The 26,537-nt window shown below is 61.7% G+C and carries 12 protein-coding genes; 6 read left to right on the top strand and 6 right to left on the bottom strand.

Going from position 1 to position 26,537, the window contains the following annotated elements:
• The 4 genes from RBB46_RS16180 to RBB46_RS16165 all read right to left on the bottom strand — a co-directional run bounded on the left by RBB46_RS16180 (window position 1) and on the right by RBB46_RS16165 (window position 6,016).
• Complete coding sequence (locus RBB46_RS16180) at window positions 1-2,724, bottom strand: hypothetical protein (protein ID WP_306030059.1); 2,724 nt, start codon at window positions 2,722-2,724, stop codon at window positions 1-3.
• Between the two features lie 561 nt (window positions 2,725-3,285).
• Window positions 3,286-4,158: an oxaloacetate decarboxylase gene (locus RBB46_RS16175; protein ID WP_306030058.1), complete on the bottom strand. Its 873-nt coding sequence runs from the start codon at window positions 4,156-4,158 to the stop codon at window positions 3,286-3,288.
• Between the two features lie 17 nt (window positions 4,159-4,175).
• The gene (locus RBB46_RS16170; protein ID WP_306030057.1) at window positions 4,176-5,345 is read right to left on the bottom strand and encodes a PrpF domain-containing protein; all 1,170 of its coding nucleotides are present in this window, start codon (window positions 5,343-5,345) and stop codon (window positions 4,176-4,178) included.
• Complete coding sequence (locus RBB46_RS16165) at window positions 5,342-6,016, bottom strand: GntR family transcriptional regulator (protein WP_306030056.1); 675 nt, start codon at window positions 6,014-6,016, stop codon at window positions 5,342-5,344. Before RBB46_RS16165 ends, RBB46_RS16170 begins: the two co-directional genes overlap by 4 nt.
• Before the next feature lie 196 nt (window positions 6,017-6,212).
• Between RBB46_RS16165 and RBB46_RS16160 the strand changes: the two genes are divergently transcribed.
• The 6 genes from RBB46_RS16160 (at window position 6,213) to RBB46_RS16135 (ending at window position 19,592) form a co-directional block, all read left to right on the top strand.
• The gene (locus tag RBB46_RS16160; RefSeq protein WP_306030055.1) at window positions 6,213-7,202 is read left to right on the top strand and encodes a tripartite tricarboxylate transporter substrate binding protein; all 990 of its coding nucleotides are present in this window, start codon (window positions 6,213-6,215) and stop codon (window positions 7,200-7,202) included.
• Between the two features lie 63 nt (window positions 7,203-7,265).
• Entirely contained in the window at window positions 7,266-7,700 is a 435-nt protein-coding gene (locus RBB46_RS16155) for a hypothetical protein (protein ID WP_306030054.1), read from the top strand.
• Window position 7,701: 1 nt separating this feature from the next.
• Window positions 7,702-9,216 (top strand): tripartite tricarboxylate transporter permease, encoded by a 1,515-nt coding sequence (locus RBB46_RS16150; RefSeq protein WP_306030053.1) that lies wholly within the window; start codon window positions 7,702-7,704, stop codon window positions 9,214-9,216.
• A gap of 20 nt (window positions 9,217-9,236) precedes the next feature.
• Window positions 9,237-10,280 carry an AbrB family transcriptional regulator gene (locus RBB46_RS16145; protein ID WP_306030052.1) on the top strand — a complete coding sequence of 348 codons (1,044 nt, stop codon included), beginning with the start codon at window positions 9,237-9,239 and terminating at the stop codon, window positions 10,278-10,280.
• A 785-nt stretch (window positions 10,281-11,065) separates the two neighbouring features.
• Window positions 11,066-13,144 carry a hypothetical protein gene (locus RBB46_RS16140; protein WP_306030051.1) on the top strand — a complete coding sequence of 693 codons (2,079 nt, stop codon included), beginning with the start codon at window positions 11,066-11,068 and terminating at the stop codon, window positions 13,142-13,144.
• A gap of 55 nt (window positions 13,145-13,199) precedes the next feature.
• A complete protein-coding gene (locus RBB46_RS16135) occupies window positions 13,200-19,592 on the top strand; it encodes an SIR2 family protein (RefSeq protein ID WP_306030050.1) in 6,393 nt (2,130 codons plus the stop codon).
• Window positions 19,593-20,230: 638 nt separating this feature from the next.
• On the opposite strand, the gene RBB46_RS16130 is transcribed toward RBB46_RS16135, so the two are convergent.
• Complete coding sequence (locus RBB46_RS16130; RefSeq protein WP_306030049.1) at window positions 20,231-21,190, bottom strand: hypothetical protein; 960 nt, start codon at window positions 21,188-21,190, stop codon at window positions 20,231-20,233.
• A gap of 81 nt (window positions 21,191-21,271) precedes the next feature.
• The gene (locus RBB46_RS16125; protein ID WP_306030048.1) at window positions 21,272-26,518 is read right to left on the bottom strand and encodes a DUF6636 domain-containing protein; all 5,247 of its coding nucleotides are present in this window, start codon (window positions 26,516-26,518) and stop codon (window positions 21,272-21,274) included.
• Window positions 26,519-26,537 lie beyond the last annotated feature (19 nt).

Below are 26,537 nucleotides of genomic sequence, written 5' to 3'. Positions count from 1 at the left end.
TCAGTTCTCCAGAATGCTGAGGACAAGCTCGGGCTCGGCGCCAAACTCATAGTCAAGACGGCGATCGACAAGACCGTCCTTCCTGGCTCTGAGCGCATAGACGTTCGGCGGATAGACCAGACGGCCCTCGACCAGCTGCGTCGGCGCCGGCAGGCGCAGATGCACTGTCTCCCCGTCGACCTCCAGAGCCAGCGCGGTCCGGCCATCTCCGTCGAGTGCAAAGGCATGTGCCCGCCCGAACAGGGCGTGGAGCGGCTCGAAACGGGTCGGCACATCCTCGCGGGCGTGAAGGAGCGCCTGTGTATAGCGCGCCTCAAAGCTCGGCCCGACAACTCCCTTTTCCAGATCCCAGGTGCCGCGTTTGAGATGCAGCAGGATCGTCATCGTGTTGTCGGCGAGATAGGGGTTGTTGGCCAATACCAGCAGATGATCGCGGCCCGCCCGCCCCTCGGCAATGTCCTGCGCCGCGCCAAGCGCCGTCACCTGGCCATAGATGCGATACTGGGAGGCGAGTGCCAGCGTCGTCGCGTCGATCATCCGGGAAACGATCTCGTTTCCTGCGTTGTAATTCGGCAGACGACTGACAGCCTGGAGAGTCTGGGCGAACCTTCCCGGGTCCTTGTCGTAGATGTTGCCAAGCTGGGCGACGACGACCATCCAGTCGACCACATCGAGCATGATGTCCGTCGACAGCACAGAGCGCGCGTGACGCATGGCCAGCGCCGCCGAACTTTCCCCCGGCAGACAGACAAGCCCGCGGATGATCGCAAATTCCTCTCCCCCCGAGGCACAGCTCGATGGCAGGCTGCCATCAGCGATGCGCTCGCGGATCTGCTGTAGATCGCCAACGCTGTAAAGATCCGAGGCCAGCAAATAGAACAAGGCCTCGGCGGACAGATTGTTCCGCCCGGCCCAGTCTTCGGCAATGCGTGTGGCAGGGTGCGCGATGGTGTTGCGGAATACCGTCTCCAGATGGTTCCACCTGTTGGCATCGTCCGCAAGCGCCTCAGACAGGTTTGCGTTGGCAGCCACGCTGGCCGGATTGAGGGAGATCGACAGGTCCAGAAAATTGGCAAAGCCCGACATGGAGTTCAGGCTGTCGAGCGCCACGGTCACGGTGTTCATGCAGTCACGCGCCTGCGGTGCCCTGGCATCGGCCACCTCGCGAATGGCAGCGAAATCGGGGAACTGGAGCGTCCGCTCCCCGACATGGCCGTTCTGCAAAGCGTAGGCATAGACAGAAAAGCACGACTGCCAGGGCGCCCAGACGAGCTGCTTCAGATTGTCGGAAATCTGACGCTGCTCGAACTCCATGCGGGCAAGACGTCCGTCGAGTTCGAGATAGACGGTCTCCAGCTGTTGAGACAGGCCGATGACGGCATCGAAGATCTTCTTCTGGTTCTCCTGAATCGTCTGGAGCTGGCGATTAACCGCCGCGAACTGCTCCTGCAGGAACTTCATCATGATTTTGAAGCGTTCAGCATCCGGATCCGACTTCTTGCGGAAGATGCCGGTGATCGAGGCGACCGCGCCAAGATAGTCGCCGGCCATAAAACCAATATAGGCGTTGACGGCAGCCCCGGCGACTTCCAGCGCCTTCTGCCCATCCTCGCCAATGTCAAGGTTGAGGTTCGTGGCGATGGTCGAGACATCATTGATGCCTTTGAGGATATCACCGGCCAACGCAACATTCTCTTTGATGCGCGCATCCGTTTCGAAACGCTCGATCATTGCTGCCTTGACCGCCGCGGGGTCACAATCCGCCCGCGCCTGCGGACAGACAATGCGACGATCGAGCAACCCACTGCGCAAGGCCGCCGCCTTCTCGGCCGCACCGAGCCCAGAGAACATGAAATCGACGATCAGGTCCTGATTGGCGCCAAGCGTGTCGATCTTTTCATCGAGCACAACGACCTGATCACGCAGGGCCGTCACATCGTTCTGGATGGACCCGATGAGGTTTGCTTGCTCGCCCAGCCGCCCCTCAACCCGCTCAAGGCTGTCGGTCATTTCCTCGGCGAAATCGGCGAAACGCTTGTCGAGATCGGCAAGCGAGCCGGCCGTCGCCACCAGGGTTTCGAACTCGGTCGTCTCGACATTGGCGGCAAAGGCCTCCAGCGCCTCGGCTGCGACATCGAGCAACCTGTCATCGCCAGACGCTTTCGCGCGTGCCTTGATGTCCTTCAGGAACTGGTCCCGTTCCCGCAACACACGGCCAATCCGTTCGGGATCGGCCAGAAGATCCTCAACCGACGCGGCACCGGTTTCCGCCATGAGGTCCTTCGACAGCGCCGCAAGCATCAGGCCCGTGTTCTCACGCCCGCGCTTCTCGATCCAAAGATCGGTCATCTCAAGGCTTGCCGCAGAGCCGACACCAAGCAAAACGAGTGGCAGGGCCCCGCCGGTATAAAGCGTGCCCAATGCAAACCCTGCACCGGCAACCGCCTTGACCATCTGGGTGCCGGTCGATGCCCCGCTATAGAGATTCTTGGCGGTCTGGTAACGCGCCAGCGCCGTCTCGACCTCCTGGCTGCGCGCTTCCGGGGACAGAGAAGATGGCGGAATCTCAATGCTTTCGTGATCGAGATAGGCCTTGGAAACCGATGCCCCCAGCCGGGTCGATATCTTCACCGCCTCGACAGCCGTCAACGACGCAGCCCTGCCCTCATGCATCGGTGCCAGCACCAGGCAGACAGCAATTGGCAGCGACAGCAAGGGCTTCATGGCAAAGGTCCTTTGACAACGACCGGGACACCATGTGCACCGGGCAACCGACACAGAATGTCGGTTGCAATTAACCAATGGTCCACACGTTACAATGGCTGTTGGCCGCTGGGGAACTTCGTAAAAATAACCTTGATATTTACCACGGGCACAGCACCCCGTTCATACGGGCCCGCAACGGCATCAAGGCCTTGGTCATGCGCCCGAGGTCAACGGGCCACCAAAGCCTGGCCGTCACCGCTCGGCGGCCTGCGCTGTCTTTTCCTGAGCTGATCAAGGAACAGCCCGATTGCCGAGGAAACCGCGCATCTCCGCTTCGCCAGCAGGATGGGCGAGGGTCTGGCCACAGCGGCGGCACGCATCAGCCCTCGACATCCCGATCCGCAAGCACCGTTCCGCCGCATGTGCCGAAACACCTCCGCCCATCGCCCCAGGCAGCCGGATGCAAAGATCACCGCCCAGACGAGTCATCCTCCCCTCGGGTAGCCCACAAGAGGCGGGAATGCAGCCTTATCCAAGCGCGTGCCTCTTCAGACCAAGTCTGCAATCCTGGTGGAGGCGCTAGATGGCATAGCGCTTTTCAAGCTCGTCGAAGAGCTCCTTGCGCACCATGCGCTGGCGCTCGAGGAAACTAGCCACCGGCCCGCCTTCGTCCATCCTGCCGGTGTCCTTGAGCTGTCCGAGCGCCTGCTGCATTCCGTAGACGGCAGATTGCAGGGCGACATTCGCATAGAGCACCAGCGAGAAGCCCATCTCGCCCAGTTCGTTCAGGTCGAGGATCGGCGTCTTGCCGCCGACGACCAGGTTCACGAGTTGCGGCGTGCCTTTCAGCGCGGCTGGAATGCCGCGCATTTCGTCTGCCGATTGCGGTGCTTCGACGAAGGTGATGTCGGCGCCGTCCTCGATGAAGGCGGCGGCGCGATCCAGCGCTTCATTGTAGCCGTGGGTGGCGCGGGCGTCAGTCCGTGCGACAATGAGGGTGTTTTCATCCTGCCGTGCGTCCACTGCCGCGCGAATGCGGGAGCGCGCCTCTTCCAGCGGAACCACTTCCTTGCCGGAAAAATGGCCGCACCGCTTGGGCGTCTTCTGATCCTCGAGCTGCACCGCGCTGGCACCCGCGCGCTCGAGCGTACGGATCGTGTGACGCACGTTGAGCGCATTGCCGAAACCGTTGTCGGCATCAACCACGATGGGCAGTTCGGTCGCGTCGCGGATGGTCGAGGTGTGCTGCGCAATCTCGCTGAGGCCGACGAACCCCATGTCGGGCATGCCGAGATAGGTGTTGGTGAGCCCCGCGCCGGACAGATAGATCGCCTCGAACCCCTGATCTTCTATGACGCGCGCCGCAAGCGCGTTGGCCGCGCCCGGCATGAGAATGGCGCCGCCCTCCAGGATACGTCGTTTGAAGGCGCGGTTGATTTCGTGGTTCAGCATGAAGCGTGTCTCTTTCGTCAGTCCTGTTGGGCAAAGGGGTTTGCGGCGGGGTGCGGCACGTAGATGTGTCCGTCCATCAGGCGCCGCTGGGTGCGAAGGATGCGCGCGACGCTGATGACGCCGCTTTCGGGGTCGCGCGTCGCCCCCACGGTGACGATGCCGCTCGGCGTGCCGATGCGCAGGTTCAACGGATCGGCGCCCTTCGAGATGCAGGCGTTGACAACGGACCCGTCAACCACGGCGGCGCAGGCAAGAGCCAGCGCGCCGGTCACCGGAACCGCCCGATGCGCCTGGCCGGCCGAGATCATGCGGATCTGCAGGTCCTGGGCCTCCGCCGGATGGGTTTCGCCTGAAAGGTCCTTATAGGCGGCGGCGGGGCCGATCATTGCCACCTTCGGCGTCGCGATGCGCTCCGCCGCCGCCTGGAGATCGGTCGTCAGCCCCATGATGAGAGATGCCTGCCGCCGGATGTCTTCAAGCCGCGCCATCAGCGCCGCGTCCTCGTCGATCGCGCCGGGATGGCTGCACGTGTCGCCGGCAACTTCGCCTGCCGCAACAAAGACCGAGGGAACGGCGGCGTCGATCATTGTCACGCGCACCTTGCGGCCATCCTCGAGCGTCAGCACGTGCGAGGCCTGCCCGTCAGGCAGGGCGCCCCGCCCGAACGTGTCGGAGGGATCGAGAAAGTCCAGCGCGACCGGCGCGCCGGTGCCATGAACGCCGGGAACGGTCGCCTCTCCCGTCACGATCGCGCGGCCGGCCGACACGGCAAAACGGGCGAGGATCATCTTGCCGGAATTCGTGTTGTGGATGCGAACCATGGCTTCGCCGTCCCGCGGCCCTTCGACCAGGCCCTCGTCATAGGCGAAAGGTCCCATGGCGGAACTCATGTTCCCGCAATTGCCGCTGAAGTCGACGGTATCGCTGTCCACGCCGATCTGGGCAAAGGTATAGTCGATGTCGGCGTCGTCACGGCTGGCCGGGCCGACCACGCACACCTTGCTGAGCGAGGAGATTCCGCCGCCCATGCCGTCGAGTTGCCGCTTGTTGGGGTCCGGACTTCCCATAAGCGCGGCGAAGAGATGCGGCCAGGCCGCTTCGTCCTCCGGCAGGTCCTGGCGCTTCAGGACAACCGCCTTGGAAGTGCCTCCACGAATAAAGGCCGCCGGGATGCGTTTCTGGCTCATTCCGTCTCCCCGGCGGTCTCGGAAAGCTGCGCCTCGAGCGCGGTCCAGCTGTTGCGGATGTGCCGGCGCATCAGCAGGCCGGCCACTTCGGCGTCCCCGTCGGCGATCGCCGTCGCGATGCGCTTGTGCTCGTTCAGTGCCTCGGCCCCGCGTCCGACGACGTTGCGGTGCTTGACGCGCAGAAGCGAGAGTTGCGGATAAAGCTCGCGTGCCAGATAGCGCAGGATCAGGGGGTTCCCGGCCATTCGCGCGACAACCATGTGAAAATCGCGGTCACCGCCGCCTTGCAGGTAGGCGCCTTCCGGATGCGCCGCGATCTCGCCGGCGTGCTGATCAAGCAGATCGCCAAACCGCGCTGCGGTTTCAGGCGCCGCCCTGGAGGCCGCGAGCATTGCCGCCTCGGCCTCCAGGGCGGCGCGAATTTCATAAAGTGCCCGCGCGTCCGCACGGCCCATCTCGCGCACCCGCGCACCGCTATTGGGAACAATCGTCACAATGCCGGCTTCGCTCAGCAGGTTCAGCGCTGCGCGCACCGGTCCCCGGCTCACCGCGAACCGTTCCGCCAGTGCCACTTCGCCAAGACGCGCGCCCGAGGGGAGGCGGCCTGCAAGGATATCTTCCCGCAATTCGTCAGCCAGTCGCTCGGCGGCAAGGCCGCGAGATTTATCCATTATTGTTGACAATTTTCATCTCCGGAGACGATTTTCCGAAATTCGAAATTCGCGACAGCCCGTAAAATCCTTAAAAATCATCGATATGTCAACAATGTTCAATCTCTTGACATGAGAAGTGGGGGCGGGATAACTCTGGGCCTCTTAAAATTGAACTACAATATGACAACCACAAAGTCTGGGAGGACGCTTGTCCATGAGAAAACTCGCAATCGCCGCAGCCGCGCTCGGCCTGTCGCTGGTCGCAGCGCTGCAGCCCGTCGCAGCCACCGCCGAGGAGGCCTGGCCGCCGCGCAAGATCACTTTCGTCGTGGCGCTTGGACCGGGCGGTTCGGCGGACCGCACGGCCCGCGCGCTGGCGCAGCGCCTCCAGGAGGAACTCGGAACGCCGATCTCGGTGGTCAACCAGAAGGGTGGCGGCGGCCATGTCGGCCATACCTATTTCTCCCAGATGCCGGCGGATGGCAGCTATTTCCTCGCCACGTCGATCCATCCCTACATTTCCAACGCGATCCTGCGCTTTGACGCGGATTATTCGCTGGACGACTTTGCCTTCATCAATGGCCAGTGGAACGATCACGACCTCTTCGCGGTCAATGCCGAGACGCCGTACAAGACGCTTGCCGAATTCATGGCGGCAGCCAAGGCCGAGCCCGGCAAATTGAAGGTTTCCGTGGTTCCGGGGTCGACCGGTGCCATCAATCTCGAACTGGCGCTCGAAGCCTTTGGCGTCGACAAGAGTGCCGTTAACGTCGTGACCTACCAGTCGGGCGGCGCGGCACGCACCGCCGTGGCCGGCGGGCAGGTCGACATGACCGTGCTTGCCGCCGACGGCACGCTGTCGGTGGCGGAATATGTGCGCCCGCTCGCGCTGGCCGCCGACGAGCCCAGCGAAGACTGGGATGCGCCGACCCTCAACGCCGCTCTCGAAAAGAACGGGCTCGCCGCCGTCCCCGTGCTGGCCGGTTCAATGCGCGGCCTGGCGGCTCACGCGGCCTTCAAGCGGGACCATCCCGAAGCCTTCCAGAAGATGGTCGCCGCCTACAAGGCTGTTCTCGAAGACGAGGAATTCGTCGCCGGCCTCAAGGCGCAGAAAATCGGCACGGAGTGGCTCGGGCCGGAACGTACCACCGGGATCATCAAGTCCAACTTCGAAGTGCTGAAGCGCTTTGACACCAAAGAGTAGGCAGCAAAGCGGGAGCATCGGCTCCCGCTTTCTTTCTCGACCCTGCAGGAGCGAGGGACGGACATGACCACGAGATTCCCGGCCACGCATGCCGCATTGCTCGGTGTTGTGCTTGCCATATCAGGCTTCATACTCTGGAGCGCCGTGTCCGCCTCCACCTCGCTCAACAATCTCGTGGTGGTCGCGCCGGTGGCGGCTGTGCTTGGCGTGCTCCTGCCGGTCATTCTTGCGAGCGCGTTGCGCAAGCCCGCGCGCGAGGATGTCGGGAGCGGAGCATGGGGCGATCTCCTTCTGCTTGCCGGCTTCAGCGCCTTCTGCCTTGCGCTCACGCATGTCGGTTTCGATGTCGCGACCTTCGTCTTTGTCTGGGCCGGGGTCGTGATGAGTGGCGGGCGCGGCCTGTGGCAGCCGCCGCTTTACGCCGCGGTCTTCACTGTCGTTCTGGTCAAGGGGTTCGGTTCGCTCTTCCCTTACCCGATGCTGACGCTGGTGTTCTGAAATGATCGACCATTTCGCCCTTTCCCAGGCCTTTGGCCTGCTCTTCGCCAGCTTCGAGCCGTGGCTGTGGGTCGTCCCCGGCCTGCTGATAGGCCTGATTTTCGGCTCGATCCCGGGCCTGCAGATATCGATGGCCATGGCCGTCTTCCTGCCTGTCACCTTCGGCATGGACTTCCTGCAGGCCATGCTGTTCCTCACCTCGATCTTCACCGGCGGAGCTTACGGAGGTGGCGTAACAGCGATCCTGATGAACATTCCAGGTTCATCCTCGTCGATCGCCACCGCCTTCGATGGCTACCCGATGGCCCGGCAGGGCAAGCACAACGAGGCGCTTGGCCTTGGCCTCGCCGCGTCGGTGGTGGGGGCGTTTGTCGGCTATGTCCTGCTGCTCCTGCTCATCAACCCGCTGGCCGCGCTGGTGCTGAAGGTCGGCCCCATGGAGATGGTCGTCGTCGTCCTGTGGGGGCTCACCCTCATCGCCACGCTCAACGACAGCAGCCTGTCAAAGGGACTGCTTGCGGGGTTTTTCGGCCTGATGCTGAGCCAGATCGGCATGTCGACCACCGGCGTCATGCGCACCTCCGTCGGCAATCCGCATCTGCTCGATGGCATTTCGGTCGTGCCGGCTATGATCGGCATTTTCGCTGCCTCGGAGCTTCTGCGGCTGCGCGGCAGCGCCTATCTGGTTCAGGACGAAGCGCAGCGTGACATCGCTTTTTCCAGGATCCTGCGCGGCGTGGGCGAAACCTTTCGCTACCCCGGCGTACTTGTTCGCGGCAGCCTTATCGGCGCGGTGATCGGGGCGATCCCCGGCGTCGGGTCCTCGGTTGCCAATCTGGTGTCCTATGGCGAGGCCAGAAGGACATCCAGAACGCCCGAGATCTTCGGCAAGGGCGCGCCTGAAGGCGTTATCGCGGCCGAATCCGCCAACAGCAGTTCGGAAGGCGGCTCGATGACGGCGCTTCTGGCGCTCGGCATTCCCGGCGGCGCGGCAACCGCCGTGCTGCTCGCCGCCTTCTCCTTTCACAACATCGTCGGCGGCCCCTCCTTCATTCGCAACCAGACCGAGGTGGTCTATTCGATCATTCTCGGCAATCTGGGGCAGGTCCTGTTGCTGGCCGTCATCGGCCTGCTGATGCTGCGGGTTCTGGGAATGGTGGTGCGGGTTCCACTCGCGTATCTGGTGCCAAGCGTCCTGGCGATGTGCGCCTGGGGCGGCTACGGCATCACGGGTACGGTTGCCGGACCGCTGACCGTCGCCGCGTTCGCGGCCCTTGGCTGGCTGATGCGCCGCAACGACTATCCGGTCGCGGCAACGGTGATCGGTCTGCTGCTCGGCCGCATGATGGAAGGGGAGCTGGTGCGCACCCTGCAGATTTCCAACGGCCAGCCGTTCAACTATCTCTTCGAGCGGCCGATGGCGCTTGCCCTGTTCGTGTTCATGCTGATGGTTCTCGTCGGCGCGCCGCTGCTCAAGGCGCTGCGCCGGCGGAAGCTCCAGCAGGCCGGCCGTTGAGCATGCTCGCCTCGCCCGTCATGCGCGGCGCCGCGACGATTGGCATCGGGGCGGCGGGCGGTTTCGTCTTTTTCCTGCTCAACCTCCCCCTTCCCTGGGTGCTCGGGAGCCTTGCCGGGGCAGCCTTGATCACACAGGTCTCGACGTTTCGCCCTTCTCTGCCACAGGCCTGGCGCAGCTATGCGATGGTGGCCATCGGCACAATGCTCGGCACCGGATTCACCCCCGATGTCGTCGCGCGTGCGGGTACATGGGGCATCAGCCTTGCTGCGATGTCGCTTCTGTCTTTCGCATTCGGCCTGTTTGCCTATGCCGTCTTCCGGCGTTGGGGAGACATGAACCGCGAGACGGCCTTGTTCTCGGCAATGCCCGGCGGACTGTCCGTGGTGACAATGCTGGCCGAGCACTACAAGACCGAAGCAAACCGCGTGGTCCTTTGCCATACCGCCCGTCTGGTGGTGCTGCTCGCATCCGCTCCACTTCTGCTCGAATGGATGTCCGGCCTCGACCTGTCGGCAGCGAACCAAACAGCCTTCACCGCTCCCGAGGCCTTTGACCTCACGGAGCACGGCAAGCTCGCCCTTGTGGCGCTGGCCAGCTGGTATCTCGCCTCACTGTTGCGCTTTCCCTCGGTAATGCTCCTGCTGCCCCTGCTCACTTCAGCGGTTCTGCACGCAAGCGGAACAAGCACGGTTCATGTTCCGATCCTCCTTTCGATCCTGGCGCAGATCGTGATCGGATCCGGTGTCGGCGCTCGCTTTGCCAAGTATACCCTGCGCCAGATCGCGCGTGACGGCTGGCTGGCGGGGCTCGTGGGCATTGTTCTGGCCGCCGGCTCCCTTGCAGCCGCGTTCATCCTCGCGACCTTCACTGGTGGTGACATCGCACCGCTGTTCCTTGCCTATCTGCCAGGCGGCGCGCCGGAGCTCGGTGTTGTCGCGCTCGCGCTCATGATCGATCCCGCCATGGTCGCAGCGCACCATGTGCTGAGGGTGTTCCTCATTGTGGCGATCCTGCCCTACGCGGCAAGCCGCGTCGGGACGCCCCGTAAAGAGCGCAGATAAAGTCTATTGGCAGCGATTTGAGCCGAAACCGCGGCCCGTCATCGGTCTTTCAAACCGTACAACAGCTGGCCCGCAACGACCTCTTGGAGCCTGCAGTTAAAACTTGGCGTTTTCAATAGACTAGAAGAATCTTCGAACCCATCCGCGTGACATGAACGCCACATGAATTCGAGCCCGGACCGCGGCGCTGTGGCAATGGATTTCAATCGGATGGAAGCCGCAGCACAAGCTCCCTCCTTTCGCCGGATTAATCCGCCATCCTCCTGATGGCACGGTCGCCAACGAAACCGGCCCACCATGACGCTTAGGTTGTCAGTCCGCAGGACCCTGAGGGAGGTACCCTCCTGATACGAGGGTGAGGAGCAGAGCGTCACGCGTCGGTGAGCATATTAGAGCAACCTCATAGATATCGGGATCCTCCTCCCGAAACTTCTGGAGCGCTTCCTCAATCTGTTCATCGGACCATAAATGGCGCAGGTCGGCACCCATGTCTGTCTTCCTTGTCGGGTCGCTTGAGTTATGCTGGGCGAGAATGCCGGCGACAGCCGCCGACATCCCCAACACCGGCAGAATTTGAAGGCTTTTAGGCGACGAGTGCGTAGAGCGGATCAGTCGAGACGCCTCCCAGCTCTTCTTTACTTCTGCGTTCCGCACATGCAATCTATCCTGGAATTACGCTCAGTTACTTTTTTGGACTGTCCTCGACCCACCGGGATGCAATTGTAGAACCGTTAATTCACCGGACGATACCTCGCCTGCCGGACAAGTTTTTTGGAGTGCATGCCTTGGTTGAAAATAACCCCTCGCCCCGCTCAGCGCTACTTCTCGGCGACCCTGCCACCGACCATTTCATTCTCGAAATTCCACCGATCGGTGGCCAGAGCAGTCCCGACTGGGCGCACTACGGCACATGGAAGATGTGGACGCGCCGCGGTGGGGTGCACATGACCCGTGAGATGCTCCTGGCGCATGGCTTCAACGTGACAATGGCAGGACCGAAAACAAGGCCGAGCGACCCGGACACGGACGACGCGCGAACTGGAGGCAGCGTGACCCATGTCGAGTCTCTCGCCCATGTGCGCTATGTCGATGCATCCGGCCAGTTCCTCCAGCACCGCCCCGAAGCGCCGCTCGAGTTGCGCATATCCGGCTTTGCGGGCTATCGCGCGAGCACGCGGGCAGCGCTGCGATCTCGGATCTCGGAAACCTGCCCCGAGGGTAGCTGGCCGATCATCATTCTCAACGATGCGAGCGGTGGCCTGCGCGAGCGCGAAGACATCTGGGGGCCGCCGTTGTCCGACATATCGGCGTCCCAGCGGACGATCCTGCACAAGATGCACCTGCCTCTCGGCGAAGGTGCTCTTTGGGAACGGATTGCGGCGCTTGCTGGTTCGACACGGATTCTTATCCTCAACGCCGAAAACCTGAGGGCCAGCGGCGTCCGGCTTGCACGCGGCCTGTCGTGGGAACGCATTGTCGAGGATCTGTCGCAGCAGGCAGCGTTGGCCGAAGGGCTACTGCCGAGGCTTCTCTCGGGTTGCGACCACGTGCTGGTGCTGTTCGATGTTGAAGCTGCAGCGATCCTGAGCCGCAACACGACCTCCGCCCCGCCCCTCGACCTTCTGTTCGACCCGACGCTTGCCGAGGGCGATGTCGAGACCGAACAGGCCGGTGACCTGTTCGGCAAGATGAACAGTTTCACTACAGCGCTTGCGCGTGGCGTCGCCGATGCCGGGCAACCGCTCGCACGCGAGGAATTGCACAAGTCAGTCCTCAACGCCCTGGCCTGGCAGCGTGCCTTCGCCCAGGCCCGTCTTACCGAACGCGGCGATCAGCTGCAGTTTCCAATGCCAAAGCCCACTGCAGCGCAGATCGCGCGCTATCGCTGCGCAACGGATCTCGTCGCCACAGATCCGACCGCGCGTGTCGTGATCCCGCGATCGCATCCGAATGACAACATCGCCCGGCAAGTCGTCCGCGACGGTTTGGGCGTGTTGTCAAGCGTCCCCTCGGCCCGCTTCGGAAAGTTCTTCACCGTCGACCGGACAGAAATCGAGGGATATCGTGCCATCAACCGCCTGGTCCGGAGCTATCTGGCGGATCGCGGCGCAACAAAGCCGCTGTCGATTGCGGTGTTTGGCCCGCCGGGAGCAGGAAAGTCGTTCGGCATCAACCAGATGGTCGAGCCGCTCGGGCTCTCGGTGAAGGTCTTCAACCTGTCGGAAGCCACAGCAGAAGACCTGCCCGGCTTCTTCCACGAGATCCGTGATGAGAACCTCAAGGGCAAGACACCGCTCTGCTTCTTCGACGAATTCGACTCCCACGGGCTTTCGCTCGTGCCGCATTTCCTCGCGCCGATGCAGGACGGAACCTTTCGTGAGGGCGCGCGACTCCATCCGATCGGCACCGGCGTGTTCGTGTTCGCCGGTGGCACCAGCCGCAAGTTCGCAGAGCTGAATGCCAAGGCCGCCGACACACCGGAGCGGAAGCTCACGGACTTCGTCTCGCGCCTGAGCGGCCACATAGACGTGCGCGGCCCTGATCCCGACGACCGCGGCGCCGATGGCGGCGACGGTGATCACGTGCTTCGCCGCGCCATCTTGTTGCGCAGCATGTTGGAACAGCGCGCCCCGTCCATCATCGACAAGGCCAGCGGCAAGGCCTCGATCGACGACGGTGTCCTCAACGCCTTTCTAGAGGTCCCGAGCTTCCGTCATGGCGCGCGGTCAATGGAAAAGATCATCCAGATGAGCACGCTCGGGCCGCGCGCCGCGCGCTATGCCGTGTCCGACCTGCCTGAAACCGACCAGCTCGGCATGCATGTGGACGCAGGTGATTTCCAGCGGCTCGCCCTGGGGAGCTGAGACCGGACCAGGCGCTGGCAGACGGAAGCAGAGAGACATTCAGGGGTGGGGACGCATGACGACAGAACCGGCGGCGGGAGGCGGCGAGAAGGCTGCCAAGGAAAAGGCCGACTTCTTCGAGGAGTTGCGCGAGCAGCTGCGTTACTGGCCTTATACGATCCACCAGATCGACGACACGCTTGACATGAGCCTGATTGAGGGCAAGGGCAAACAGCTGCTGTTCCAGGCGATCAACAGTCGCAATCTCACCACCTTCATCGGCTCGGGCTTTTCGGCAAGCTTCGGCCGGCTGAGCTGGCGGGAATGGCAGGACGTGCAGATCGATGCTGTGTGGCGCACGGCGGAGTGCTTCGAGAAACTGGTCGAGCAATCCCGGAGCACGCTCGCAAGGAGCCTCTACATCGTCGATCCGGATCTCGATCCCAAAGCGTTCGAGGCAGGAGCACTGCTGCCAAATGGTACCAGCGACACGTCCGACGACCTCAAGCGCCTGCGCCTGCGCATCTATCCCAGTGGATCTGCCGCCGGATCGGATCCAAAAACCACGACCCAGATCAATGACTTTACCGTCGGAGACGCCCGCAATGTGGCGCGCTGGGTGGTGAGCCGCCAGCGGCAAGTCAACCATGCGCACGCGGACGTGACCAGGCTCAAGCGGACCTTCGAACTGACCAAAAGCGACAGCGGTAGCTTTCCCGGCGGTGAGAGCCTGCCGATCCTGTTCGAGATCGCTCAGCAGCTGCACGACCTGCTCCAGCGGCAGGCGATCCTGTTCCTGCACAAACGCGACATCACGCCCAAAGACAAGAAAGAGATCCTGGCGCGCAATGCGCTCGGCTGTCTGCACGACGCCGACAATGCTGCCCCGGTCGACAGCCTGAAGATCCTGACGCCGGTCCTGTGTGCAACGGTAGCCAACTCGAAATCCGCCTATAAGAAGCTCTACGGGACCTTCAGAGCCAGCCTGACAGACTACTACCGGCAGGCCCGCAAGGCCGAGACGCAGATGTCCTTTTCCGATCTGGTGAAGATGCTTCTCGTCGACGAGACAGCCCACGCTGAACACAGCCTGCTGCGCGGCTTTTGCTACGACTGGGAGAGCGGACGGAGGGATCCCAGGGGCGATCGTAAAAAGCGCGTCGACGAGATGCGGCGAACCCTCGATGTGCTCAACACCGAAAAGCTCAGCCGGCGGATTCCCGGCATCCGCCAGAAACCCGAACGCTACCATGTACTGACACCATTCCGCTGCCGGAACATCCGCAAGATCATCGAGGCCCTGCCCTCCGAGGCGGCCGGCTGGCAGGGTATAGCGGGTTTCATCACCGCAAACCTCAGGGATCAGGCGGCAGATCCTGGCCAGATGTCCGGACACGAGCACACATTCCTGACGCCGTCCTCGCGCTTTCTGGCCGGCATGTTCCTTGCCCTTTTGAAAGACCCGATCGAGAGGCTGAAGGAAACCAATCCGAATGCAGGCCTTCCCCAACTGACGATCTTCGACGAAGTGAAACCCGCCGACTTCCGCTCCAGGCGTTCGGTCGTTTCCGAGCGGTTCGACCCGCTCGTCAAGACGGCACGCAAACTCAAGATCAGCCGCTTTCTGACGACCAATTACGACTTCGAGATCGAGCGCTATTTCCAAGACGCAGGATACAGACGGTTCGAGCATGAAAGTCGCGACGGGCCTTCCGACGGAAGTCCGTTTCCTCGCGGCTACATGGATCTGCGCAGCCACCGGGCCGACAGTCTTGGCGGTGTGTTCCGCGATCTGACCTTTCGCCGCGAGACCGCATCAGATCTCGTCAGCTTCACGGTGAGCGACGAAGGGGTCGACGCGTCGGTATTCCATCTGCACGGCCGGGCAAGCCGCGACGAAGAGATCGTCGTGACGGAAGCCGACTACATGGACCTCTACCTGCGGCGCGACGCAATGCGGGAGATGGTCGACGAAGGCATATCGGTCGCCTTTTCAGGCGCGCCGATCCTGTTTCTCGGCCTTGGCATGACCGAGGCAGACTTGCTGCGGCCGCTGCGCCAGTTCATCAGTGACCGCGATCGCGAGGTCGGATACACCTCCATCGTGCTGCTGCCGGCCGAAAAGGACGAAGACGCGCGCGCCAAGGCAAGCACCGCCCTCTATCTTCGCTACGGCGTGCACACGATCTTCTTCGGCGGCGGCCAGGTCAGCATCGACGGCACGCCGCAAGATCTCGACTGGCTGCACAAGACCCTGACCCTTATCGGCACGCTGAAGGCAATCGCAAAGGATCGTCGGGACGCACTTAAGCGTTGGACGCGAGGACGTCGCCCCACCCCCGAGAAAGAGCCCTATCCACGGAACTTGAAGACGGACACCGGAAAGAATCTGGACGACCGCACGACGCTGTTCAAACGCCTCGAAGACGACCTCGGAAAGCTCGTGCACAATGGGCGCGAGCAGACTGTTCTCGCTACATTGTTTGGCAGAAAAAAACTTGAAGAAGACGATCTATTTCCCGTCGAAACACATAGTAACCTGCGTGCCCGACTGGTTTGCCCGATTTTCACCCCGGTCCGCCACAAGACATCGAAGGCGGCGCGGGACGCACGTGCCCGCCACGGTGACGAGAAGGTGGACGGCACGCCCTATCTCGATTTCTACCTGCAACTTCTGACGCATGTGACGCGGCAGGTGGTGATGGGGCCCCCTGCCAATGCCAAGCTCGGCACCGTGCTGCGCGACTTCACCGCCCAGGAGATCGCGCTTGAAGGCCTCTATGGTGCGCTGCTGACCGGATCGCTCAACGCCTCGCTCGAAGGACTCGAGAAAGAATGGCGGTCGTGGTGGGAGCGCTGGCAGCAGAGCCCGCCGCACCGGCTGGCGAAGTTCGAGCGGATGGCGGCCGATACGTCCCTTGGCGATGAATTTGCGGAACAGAACCTCGTGCTACCGCGGCGTTTCATCCGTTACCGCGTCGACAGCGTGATCACGGATATGACGAAGGCGGAATCACGCGTGGCAGATGCCTGGCCAGATCAGAAAGCTATCGCCGGCCCGGAAAAACTTGCAAATGATATCAATAAGCTGAACGTCACCGGCGTGCGCGCCGCAGACACATTCCTGCGCGCGGTCTACCTACAGCGTTGCAAGGACGAGACGGGTGGCCTGCTCAGGCCGGGGCGACGCTTCTACACGATCGCTGCCCATCGCGGCCTCGGCAAGGGCTGCTTGCTATCCATGATGAGCACCGCACTCGGCCTTTCGGCCTACATGCGGGCGGCATGGCCGGAGAACGGGCTGCTCCCGCCCAATTCAGAAACCCCAATCGTACCGGCCTATTTTGGTGCGATCTTCATCAATCTCAGCTTCTCGACCGAGATCGCCTCGGTCTATGACATGCTGATCGACGCGTTGGAGGAACTAGCCAGAGATGTCCGGCGGACATGCGAGGAGCTTGCCAATGTCGGCTCTGATCCGGAAGAGTTACGAAAAAGGCTTCGCAAAATACTACACGACGAAGCCGATCCTGCGGCGGACCACGGCAGCCGGGCAGGCAAGCCCGCCCCGGCGCGCACAGACCTCCAGCGCACCCTGCACCTGCGTCAGGCGCTTGCAGCCTTCGGCCAGGCGAGCGGAACCTTTCTTCGCTCCCCCAAAAACACACTCGGATTGCAGCCGCGAGTCCTCGTCTATATCAATGGCATCGAACTGCTTATCGAGCGCAACGGCCGCGCCAAGAACGCCGAAATCAATGACATCCTCGCCTTCCTCATGTCCGAGGAGGCCAGGCAGCTTCCAATCGACGTGATCGCGACAGGCGCGGAGACCGGGCTCGGCAATCTGTGGCGCGAGCCCGCACCAGGGCCGAAAGGGCGGATGCGGGCGAGCCCGGACCGCCCGCCGGAGCCGGCGCTGCATCCGATTCGCATCGACCGACCTGCCATGAATGCTCGCGGCCAAGAGAGCGTGCAGCAGCGCGCCGTCGCCTCCGGCATCCCCTTCACGTCAAGCGATAGGCAGGCGACGAGCGACCAGACGAACCTCGTCCATTTCGCCCGGCCGATGAAGACGACGAACTTCCTCATCGACAATTTCTTCCTGCTAGCGACCGCACTGTTCGTGCTGCACACGCACCGGCACGACGCCAAAACGGAAGAGCAGCTCAAAAGCCTGGCGGACCTTCAGGCGACCACCGCCCTTCAAGAGGCCCTTGCCGGACGAAACACAGCCTGGTCCCAACCGGATCCGGACAAACTGGCGGAGGAACTTGCGGCGAACTGGGGAAATATCGAGATCGCTGTCGCCGAGTGTGTGATCTCGAATCCGTGCCTCGCCAGCAACCCGACGAAGATCGGCGAGGAGGCAGCCAACCAACTCAAGGAAATCCTGATCAATCGCTACATTTCCGCGACCGACCCGTCCGAACGCCAATGGCAGGAGATCCGCCGGCATCTCGGCGCAAATCGCCTTTGCATGACGCTACTGCTCGCTGCGGCCCAGCGCATTGTGCTGCGTGAGAAGACATTGCTCGAGGGTGCCGAGAAGGCCGAGGCCTTCATCTTCAACACCGTCAACGAGATCCGCAATGTCAGTGTCGAGCAGCGCGAACAGACCGTGCTGCAGGCCGCGCTCGACGCCTACGCCCGCTTCCACACAATCGGCGATCCGGAAAACGACATCGAACTGCATCAGAAGCTGTTGCGCAGCCTTGCCGTCATCGGCTCACCGGTCAGCGCCAACGTTCTCGTGCGCTTGCCCGATATCCGTGCCTATTTCCGCAATGCCAAGACCGAGTTCAACGTGAGCCGGCGGCGAACCGTCTCGCGGGCGCTGCACACGCTGGCGCTACGCGGCCTTTGCTTTCGGTTGCATCCGCATCCGCAGGTGAACCGGCCCCAGAAATCCAGCAGCACTGCGCAGGAGGAGACAAAGCGACCAGGCGATTGGCCGCCGCGGCTCGAATATCGCTTCGCGCTCCACCGCATCGTGCAGCATTACGGCATTTCCAAGCTTGGCAGCGGCACGGCCGACCCGATCGCCATAAACAGCTTCTCTCCCTCGCTCTATGCCTCAATGCCCGCGGGTCTGCCACGGCTCACCCATGAGGCCTACGAATACCTGCGCGGCCTGCTCGTTGGCCTATCGCAATATCCCGACATCCCGCACACGGAGCAGCGCTTCGAGCCCTGGATCTTCTCGACAGACAACCACACAACCCGCGTCGAGGCGCTGCGCGCGGCGCTGACCATGGTACGCTCCACGTTCTCGATCTCCGTGGTGTCGCGCTTCGAGGACTATAAGAGCCTTCCGGCCAGCCGGGCGGCGCGCAAACGCGGCTATTTCGAGACCTACAAGGTTCGCTTGCGCTGGATCATCCGCAAGGCCTGGGAACTGCTCGAGGTCGATGACCTGAGAACGGCCACCGCCGGGGCCGTTGGCAAGGATCCAGACCCAGCGGCCGACCTTGAGACCGGTTTCCGCGCCTACCGCCCCGATCTCGACTGGCCGAAGATGAACGCGCTCTACCGCGACGAGATTGTCTGGCTCTACAACGAGGCGGGGCTGACCTGCCTGGTGCAAGGCAACCTCACCGACGCGGTCGCGCTGCTGCGTCAAGCGATCGAGCTTAACCGCGGCATCGACGGCCGGGAGGACACTGGACGACAGCACAACCGCATCTCGCTCAATCTCGCGATCGTCCAGATCGAGCGCGGCCGCCTCACCGCCGCGCAAAAGCGGCTGCACCAAATCCAGGATTCGGAGACGGCTCGGCGCGACCGGGTCTTCAAGCTCGCCACAGGTTATCTCGGCCTAATCGACCACCTGATGGGCAATATTGACAAGGCAGAGCGCCGGTATAACGAAGCAATCAAATGGTGCCGCGAGGATGACGACGTGCGCGGTGCAGCTGTGTTTTTGAACCATAAGGCCCGCCTTACCGCGGCACGAGACCCTGAGCAGACCCTACTGCTGCTGGGCGAGGCACGTCAGTTCGCAGACACAGGCGGTCACGAGGACGTTCGCCGCCACATTGTCTTGTCAGAAATCCGCACGAGGATGCTGACGCCGGTCAAGGAGCGGCCGAGAGCCGAGGTCGCCATGCAACGACTGCGCGAGGTCGAGGACTATGCCGACCTGATGGGCGCGCCCTCACTTGCCTGCGAGGCGCTACATCTGCGCGCCCGCATCCTGCTGGAAAACGGTGAGGCCTCGACCGCTGGCAAGCTGCTGGCGCGTGCCATAGCGATCGCCCGGCGCAACGCTATGAATCTCCGCCTCAACAGCGCCATGACGACCTATGCCCTGTCGCTGCTGCATCGCGGCCGGCCACTGCCAGCGGAGCGGCTGCTCTATGCCAGTCTCGAGATGGCCAAGCGCGCGCGCTACAACAGAGAAATCACACGGGTACTGCGCGAACTGGAAGGACCGGAATTTCTGGACGGCAAGCACAGCCACGGTGGCTGAGATACTCCGGTGAATGCCCCCTCTTCCGGGTTCCCGCGAACCCATTTTGGCACATTCGATGCCCTCGTTTGGGGGCATTCATCGCGCAGTTCACTTCCGTCGTCGTGACCACTCTCAATGCCAGTCTGAAATGGCTGCGTTGAAAAACGCTCAAGGAGGCGCGTGACGAAAGGCTCCGATAGATGATCACAACCAGTCTTGAGTCGAGCGCCTGAATCCGCCTTGACTGCGCTTGCCGCTGTGGCACCTCAGGCTGCCAAGTCTATCCCTGCATCAGATTACCAGACCCCAATGGTCGACGCGCAAATACATGAACATGACTCCGCTATTCGCGGATCAAACCCGAGGAGCCGTCGTCGCGTGAAAACCAAAAGTGCGAAAGATCTTTGACACTACCGAATGGGGATCGGGTTCCGAAACCGTTTCCGCGATCGCCGGGCTTGCCGTCATCAGGACGCTCGCGACTATGTGACCATGGTGAAGCCGACACGATCGGATTGGGGAGATCTGGACATTCTACTCGCTCTCCAATTTACAAGATGTGCTGGCGGGCCACTGCAACCCGCCACGCTGCCGCGAACAAATTTCCGTCAGGCTCTTGTCTGGCTACTGGCCTTGGAGGCTGCGTCGAACGCGGGTCAGCGAAAGCAGCCATAAAGGTGCAGGTTCCCCCTGAAGCTGTGCTTCTCCCCGCTGGCATCAACATATGTCCCAACAGCCAGCCCAGAGGCATAAAGAGCGGTCCCTTTGTCTCCAAGGATGTGTCCGCGCATATAGGGTATGTTCGCCTCCATGGAGACCCACTCCTTCGGCGAATGCCCCGCCAGCCGGGCGTTGGTCGCCGCCAGCTTGCCGTTGAGCATCACTTCGCCGTTTCCCTGGCCAGTGATGTCAAGTTCACCTTCGACTTCGCCAGCCTTGTTGCCGTCACCCTCGACGAGAACGAGTTGCCCCTGGTCATTGCTCCAGGAAATCTTGCCGCTTGCCATGAAAGAGGCGAGATGCGGTCCACCCGCATTCGCCCAATCCAGGTCGCGCCCGTCAATTGAAAGCGGGATGAATGACACTTCGTGAGTCGAACTCCCCGAGGTCACCTTCACGGCATCCGAGGTGTCGTCAATCGTGTAGCCCTGGGCAAAATGCAAATCCTGATCGGGAAAGCGTGATGAACTGCCGCGACCGAGGAAGTAGTGATACCAGTACGACTTTGAGGCTTCATAAGGACACGCCGAGCCATCCTCCGAAGATAAAACTATATTGTAGCGATCATACTCATTCTTGCCAGATCCCAGAATTTCGAACTTGCGACCGCTGTCGCTGTTGGAGACCAACTGGAAGCCGGCCTTCTCCTCGGCCGAGAGAAGTATCCCATTCTCCTCATCCAGGCACAGATCGGACAGGACCAGCGTGCGCCCCTTCTCCCGGGTGTAGTAGTGGTAACTCGCCATTCCAAAGGTGCCTATGCAGTCCGATATCCGGAAATCCCGCAAGGGATCGCCATCAATGGGCCGGGTTTCGGTCAGCACAGGATCGGCGGCAGTCGGGCCGGTCGGGAACAGCAGGGCGAGGCTTATCACGCCAAGCATAAATCGGATCATTGTCAAAGCCCCTTGAAATTTTCCCCGACACCGCCCGCATCGCGGGCGGTGTCCCATTCTCGAATACTATTCCACCCGATTTCAGAACTTGATGCCGGTTTTTTCACCTTCAGCGGCGGCTTCACCGCCGAAACCGGCACCTTCCTGGATCATTGTTTCACTCTGCGTCAGATGTTTGTAGAGCGTTTGCGGATCGTGTAGCCGGAAGATCAGGCGGTCCCTTTCCGTGTCGTTCGTATCTAGGGTGAGCGTTACGCCCGGGCCGCATTTTGATCTGAGTTCCAGAACGTTGCGTTCCGCTTCAAAGGGTGCTGGAGCCCCCCGAAACGTTCTGGAGTTCCATTCGACCGCCGAGCCATCCGCATCGCGCCAGTTCAGCCGGTGTGCATGGGAACCGTAAGATGCAGCGCACCTGGAGTCTGCGTTGTCCATGTCCAGCCATGCTTGGCTACCCAGATCGATAACGTCGGCGGGCCCATATTTCTCCCGTGCCTGGGCAAATATCTGAGCTGGAGGTATCTTTCCCTTGTCGACGTCGATCAGGCGTACCACGCCAATGATTACTTTCTGAGCAGATGGCGGTTCATCGTGAATGACGACAATCTCGCGCCCATCCTTGGATTCATAGGCGACACCGGAAGAGAACGGATCGATATTCCCGGCCGCGGCGCGGACGGACCAACTGCGGTCGGCGATGAGAACACGTCCCACATTCATATGTTCGCGGATGATCCTGTCGGCCTCCTCGAAGGACATGCCAAGACGCAAAGCGACCACGTCCGGGCCATAGGCCTCGCTTGGCGGCGCTGCGGTGACCCGCTCGACGGGTTGGAGCAAGGTGTCGTCCGGACCCGAAGGCATGTCCACCAGCGGGATGGCGGCAAGAACCTTGCCGGTCTTGCGCTCCACCAGTTCCATCGACACCACACGGATATCGAAGAAGTTGGTATCGACGAGTTCGGGGGCGAAGTCGCCCAGGGAATCGTGACGCTCCAACAGTTCCTGCGCCGCGATGAAGTCGTCCACCTTCATCAGTGCTTGAGCGAAGGGGGACGGCCGCGCCTGCGTGCTTCGTTCCACACCGGCGACCTGCACGTTGAGCCTGACACTGGTGCCGCGCGTCTGGGTGTTGAGCTCCGGCCGAATATCGGCGGCCTTGTCGAAGACATAGACATCGTCGAGCGCGAACACCGTTTCGCCGAAAACACCCGACTTGATCGCGTCCTGAATGGCACGGCAATATTTGTCACGGTGGCACTCGGAACGCAGGCCAACCGTGCCATGATGTGCCGGAGCACGGACGCTGGTGCCTCCGCCACGCCATTTGGCGGGCAAGCTCTCGGTCCGCCCAAAATACAAGACATCGCTCGGCAGTTTCGACGCCTGACGGATATACTCGCAGGCATTTTCAAGCATTCTCCGCTTGTGCTCGGGATAATTGTTCTGCGCCTGGCTCCAGCGAATGGCCGACTCGCACTGCCTCAACCCACTATGCAGGAGGTTCGGATTGGCTAGCGTGCTGCCGAAGCCCGCAATCCTGGGCTGACTGACGGAGAACCCCTGCGGCTTGATCTGCAAGGTCTCGGGAAGATTGGCGGCACGCGCCTTGGACCAGTCGCGGAACGCGGGGAGGATGGCATCCAGCGCGCCTCCCTCCGGTTTGGCCTGACCGATCTCGAAGAAGCGCCCCCAGGGGAGTTGCGTGTTGATGTCGCGATTCCGGTTCTCGACCTCCCAGCGCGCGAGAAGCATCCGTTTGAAATCGGCATCGGTCACGGTGTCCGGCAGATGCCGCAGGATCAGGAGGTCACTCGTTTCCGCATCGAGCGGCAGGGTCTCGGGCGTCGGGACAGCGGGCAATTCACCATCGCCGGCACCGCCGCCGCTGTCCTGCCGGTCGTCGAATGCGATAATGCGTTCCTGGCCCTGATCGTTAAACGTTATCCGCTTCATTGCGACCTTGAAGATAACGGCCTTGCCTGATTCCGAGGCCTCGTGTTCCTCGACGAGGATCGGCGCCTCTTCCAGCTCCAGCACGAGATGGCCACGCAATTCGCCTTCGCTCCGCGGCGAACCACTCATCACCCCCCGCGTGCCACGGCTAGTCGATGCCGGCTCGTTCAACCCATCTTCGAAGGTCAGCGGGGCGTTCGGATTGGCCTTGTCGAGCTTCAGTGAAAACAGGACAGGGGTCCAGCTGTGCCGCGACACCTCCACATTGCCTGCTGCAAGCGCGATGCGGCCCGGCTCAATGGCATGGGGCGTATCCTGCAGCAGTTCAGTGAGATAATCCGCGCGATTGCGGCCGCCATTGCGCAGCTTTCCGAACAGACCCATGTTCTGCTCCAAAGCCTGCGCAACCAGGTCGACCGGCCTTGCGGGTTCGATGGTTTTCGTTCCATCCTCCGCCTGTCTCACCCAGGTGGTCACAGGCAGGGTGATTTCATTGCCCACGCCCGCCTGGCGACGCCCATCGAGAAATGCGCGATAAAGGCGAATGTCGTCGGCATTCGGCTCGCGCCTTGGTTCTGCAAGCTCGGGACGAAGGATCTTGTTGCCTGGCAGATTGCCAAGTCCCCATTCCGCCAGATCGGCATTCTCGATCGTGACGCGCGCCCGCATCAGCGTTTCCATCATGCCCTGCGCATTGAGGAGATCGGGAAATGCCTCCGACACGGCAGAGACAAGATATTCTGGGCCGTAAAGGGTGACCGGCTCTTTGCCACCCACCTGCCTGACAGCATCGACTTCCGCATCCTCCAGCTTGTCTGGAACCAGGCTGTAGAAGACGTCACCAAGCACTTTATCGCCAAAGCCGAAATCGATCCGCTTCACCTTGTGCGACAGTTCGAACTCATAGAGGCCGCCATTCCGCTGAACGCGGTCAATTCCCGTCACTTCGCCGAACACGGCCATATTGGCGACACGATGACGATCCCCGCGGTATTCGGCGATCCTCTCTATGAGGCGCTTGGCGGCCTCGGGCTCCATTGGGATGAACTTCGGAAACTCCAGTACATCCGAATTGACACGCGCCGCTCCCGCAATATCGGCAATTCTCGAGGCCGCAGGATTTCGGAATCTCTGAATTCCGTCAACGGGAAAACCGCCATTCTCGAAATCGTATTCCCCGAGGTTTACCTCATAGATCCGGACAACGGGAAGCGGTAGCTGCGGTTTGGATGCAGTGATTTTGGTCCGCAGAGCCGATCGGATTTCCTGCAATGCCGGGCCGCGCGTGAACTCGTCCAACTTGTCCCTTTCGCGGAGAAGCCGCGTTGCGTGAGCCGCTGCCGCACCTTCGTAGCCCCCCTCCCTGATTTGCCTGTGGAGTATCCGAGCCGGTACCTTGTCGAACTCGGCAAACAAGGGAAAGGGCAATCCCAACTTGCCTTCGATGGCCGATTTTTCTGCTTCCGAGAGGAAGCTGTGTGCGACCGCAAGTGTATAGATGTCGTCGTAGTCCGGGGTTCTCCCCGGCAGATCTGGTTCAATCAATTGCGGCAGCGCAATCGGTAAATTGACGGTCGTCCACGTTACCCATGGTTGGCTTGCGCCAATCATATCAACCTGCGTTTCGGGAAGGATGGCATATCCGTCGAGCGTGACGAACTGATAGTCGGGCGCAATTTCGCTACGAACCAGACCGGCGTTCGCATCGACCGTCACCGGCCGCTCAGCAGCGGTTTTCTGGACGGTTTCGCCCTCGGACACCCGAACGCTTTCAGCAGAAGCCGCCGCGCTGAGTATCGCGGAAGCCGGCACCGGCTGGCACTCGCCAATCGCCGCGCTGGAACCCTCCAACGAGAACTGCGCTTCAGCCCCTCCTCGGACGCGGACGGAGACAGATCTGCCGGTCTTGAGTGTCTCGACCGCAGTCTCGAAATGCTGCGGACTCACCGATGGGTCACCGAGGACGAATGCGTTCTCGCGGCTTAGAATAAGGGGCACGACGCCCGGGTAAGTGCCCTCGAACCACAATTCAACCAGGGTGCCGGCCTTGATGGGAGAGCCGCCGATCTGAAGTGCGATCGAACTTCCTGGCGCACCGGGAGCACCAGTACCGCAAGTTACCGTCAGACCGTCGCCTGCGCCGTTCGCAATACCGGCCGTGTGAAAGCCCTGACCAGGCGTTGACGACCAGCCCGGATCATTGTTGACATGGGGCTGCGCGACAGCGTTGGCCGCCTTTTGAGAGGTCTTGTCGATCTGCGCCCTCGCGTCCCGATACTGGCAATATGAAAGGGTATCGCAGGAAGAATAGTCGTCGGGATACCGTGTCCTCTGCCCATTGATTTCGACGAGAAAACCCCCATCAGCCAGCCACCATCCACCGTCGCCCACGCCCGGCCTGGAAGCATCGCACTGATTGCCCAGATAGACCTTTGAACGATCCGCCAGGCTGAGAACTGCACCGTTCTTGTTGCAGGCGACCGAGATGTTCCCGGGTTCATCGTATGCCCCGGTTTCTGGGGCACTAGTGGCCGTCCTGGCTTCAACGGTCCGCACGTCCATAACTTCGGTTCCTGCCACAAGCGGGTTTTCTCCGCGTGTCGAAACCTCCAGATATTGCCTGTCGTCGTTGTAGAAATAAAACTTGCACGGCGTCTCGCCAACGGGCGAACACGTGCCCACCTCGATATAGCCCTGATCGTAGATTTCGCGCGTAAAATACACTAGATTGCCAGGCTCAGCGTTATCCAAGGGCCACCAGCCATGTTCCCGAAGAACAGATCTGGCCTTGCCATAGGGCATATTCATCACATTGGGCACCGAAACGCCGCCCTGGCTGGACGAAGCGGCGGCAAAGCCACTCGATGATCCTTGCTCACCGGCCCCGTAGAGAACGCTTTGAACCTTTCTGGAGAGGAAGAAACCGTTGCCGTCGCGGTTGGTGCATTTCAGCCCTCTCTTGGAGGAATTGCAGGTGAAACCGCCGAACTCTCCTGTCACACCATATTCTGCTTTGCTGAACCCATTCCTGCTCCTGTTTGTTGGCCCGCAAAAGACCTCCACTGGACCATATTCGCGCATCGAAAACGTATGGCCCCAATCGGATGAACAGTCGCGCGGGCGCGGCAGGGCGAACGACCCGGAGCGCTCGATGATCGTGCAGGTAATATCCGACTGGACGCCCGCGCCCTGTCCCACCGTGCACTGGATGTTTTCCGAGGGCGTCTCGAAGGTCCAGACATCCGCCCGAACGGGCGCTGCCGACAACGCCAGGACAAGGCAGGTCAAAAGCAAGCGTGGCGAATTCATTCCATCATCTCCGTTCGAGAGGCTAAAACTGTGTTTCGTGGCATCTTCGGCACGATGACGTGCCAATACGTGTCGAAACGCCCGA

The sequence above is a fragment of the Stappia sp. MMSF_3263 genome, assembly GCF_030733745.1.
Lineage (GTDB): Bacteria > Pseudomonadota > Alphaproteobacteria > Rhizobiales > Stappiaceae > Stappia.
The sequence above is the reverse complement of the archived record's forward strand: the minus strand, read 5'-3'. Positions and strand labels throughout refer to the sequence as shown.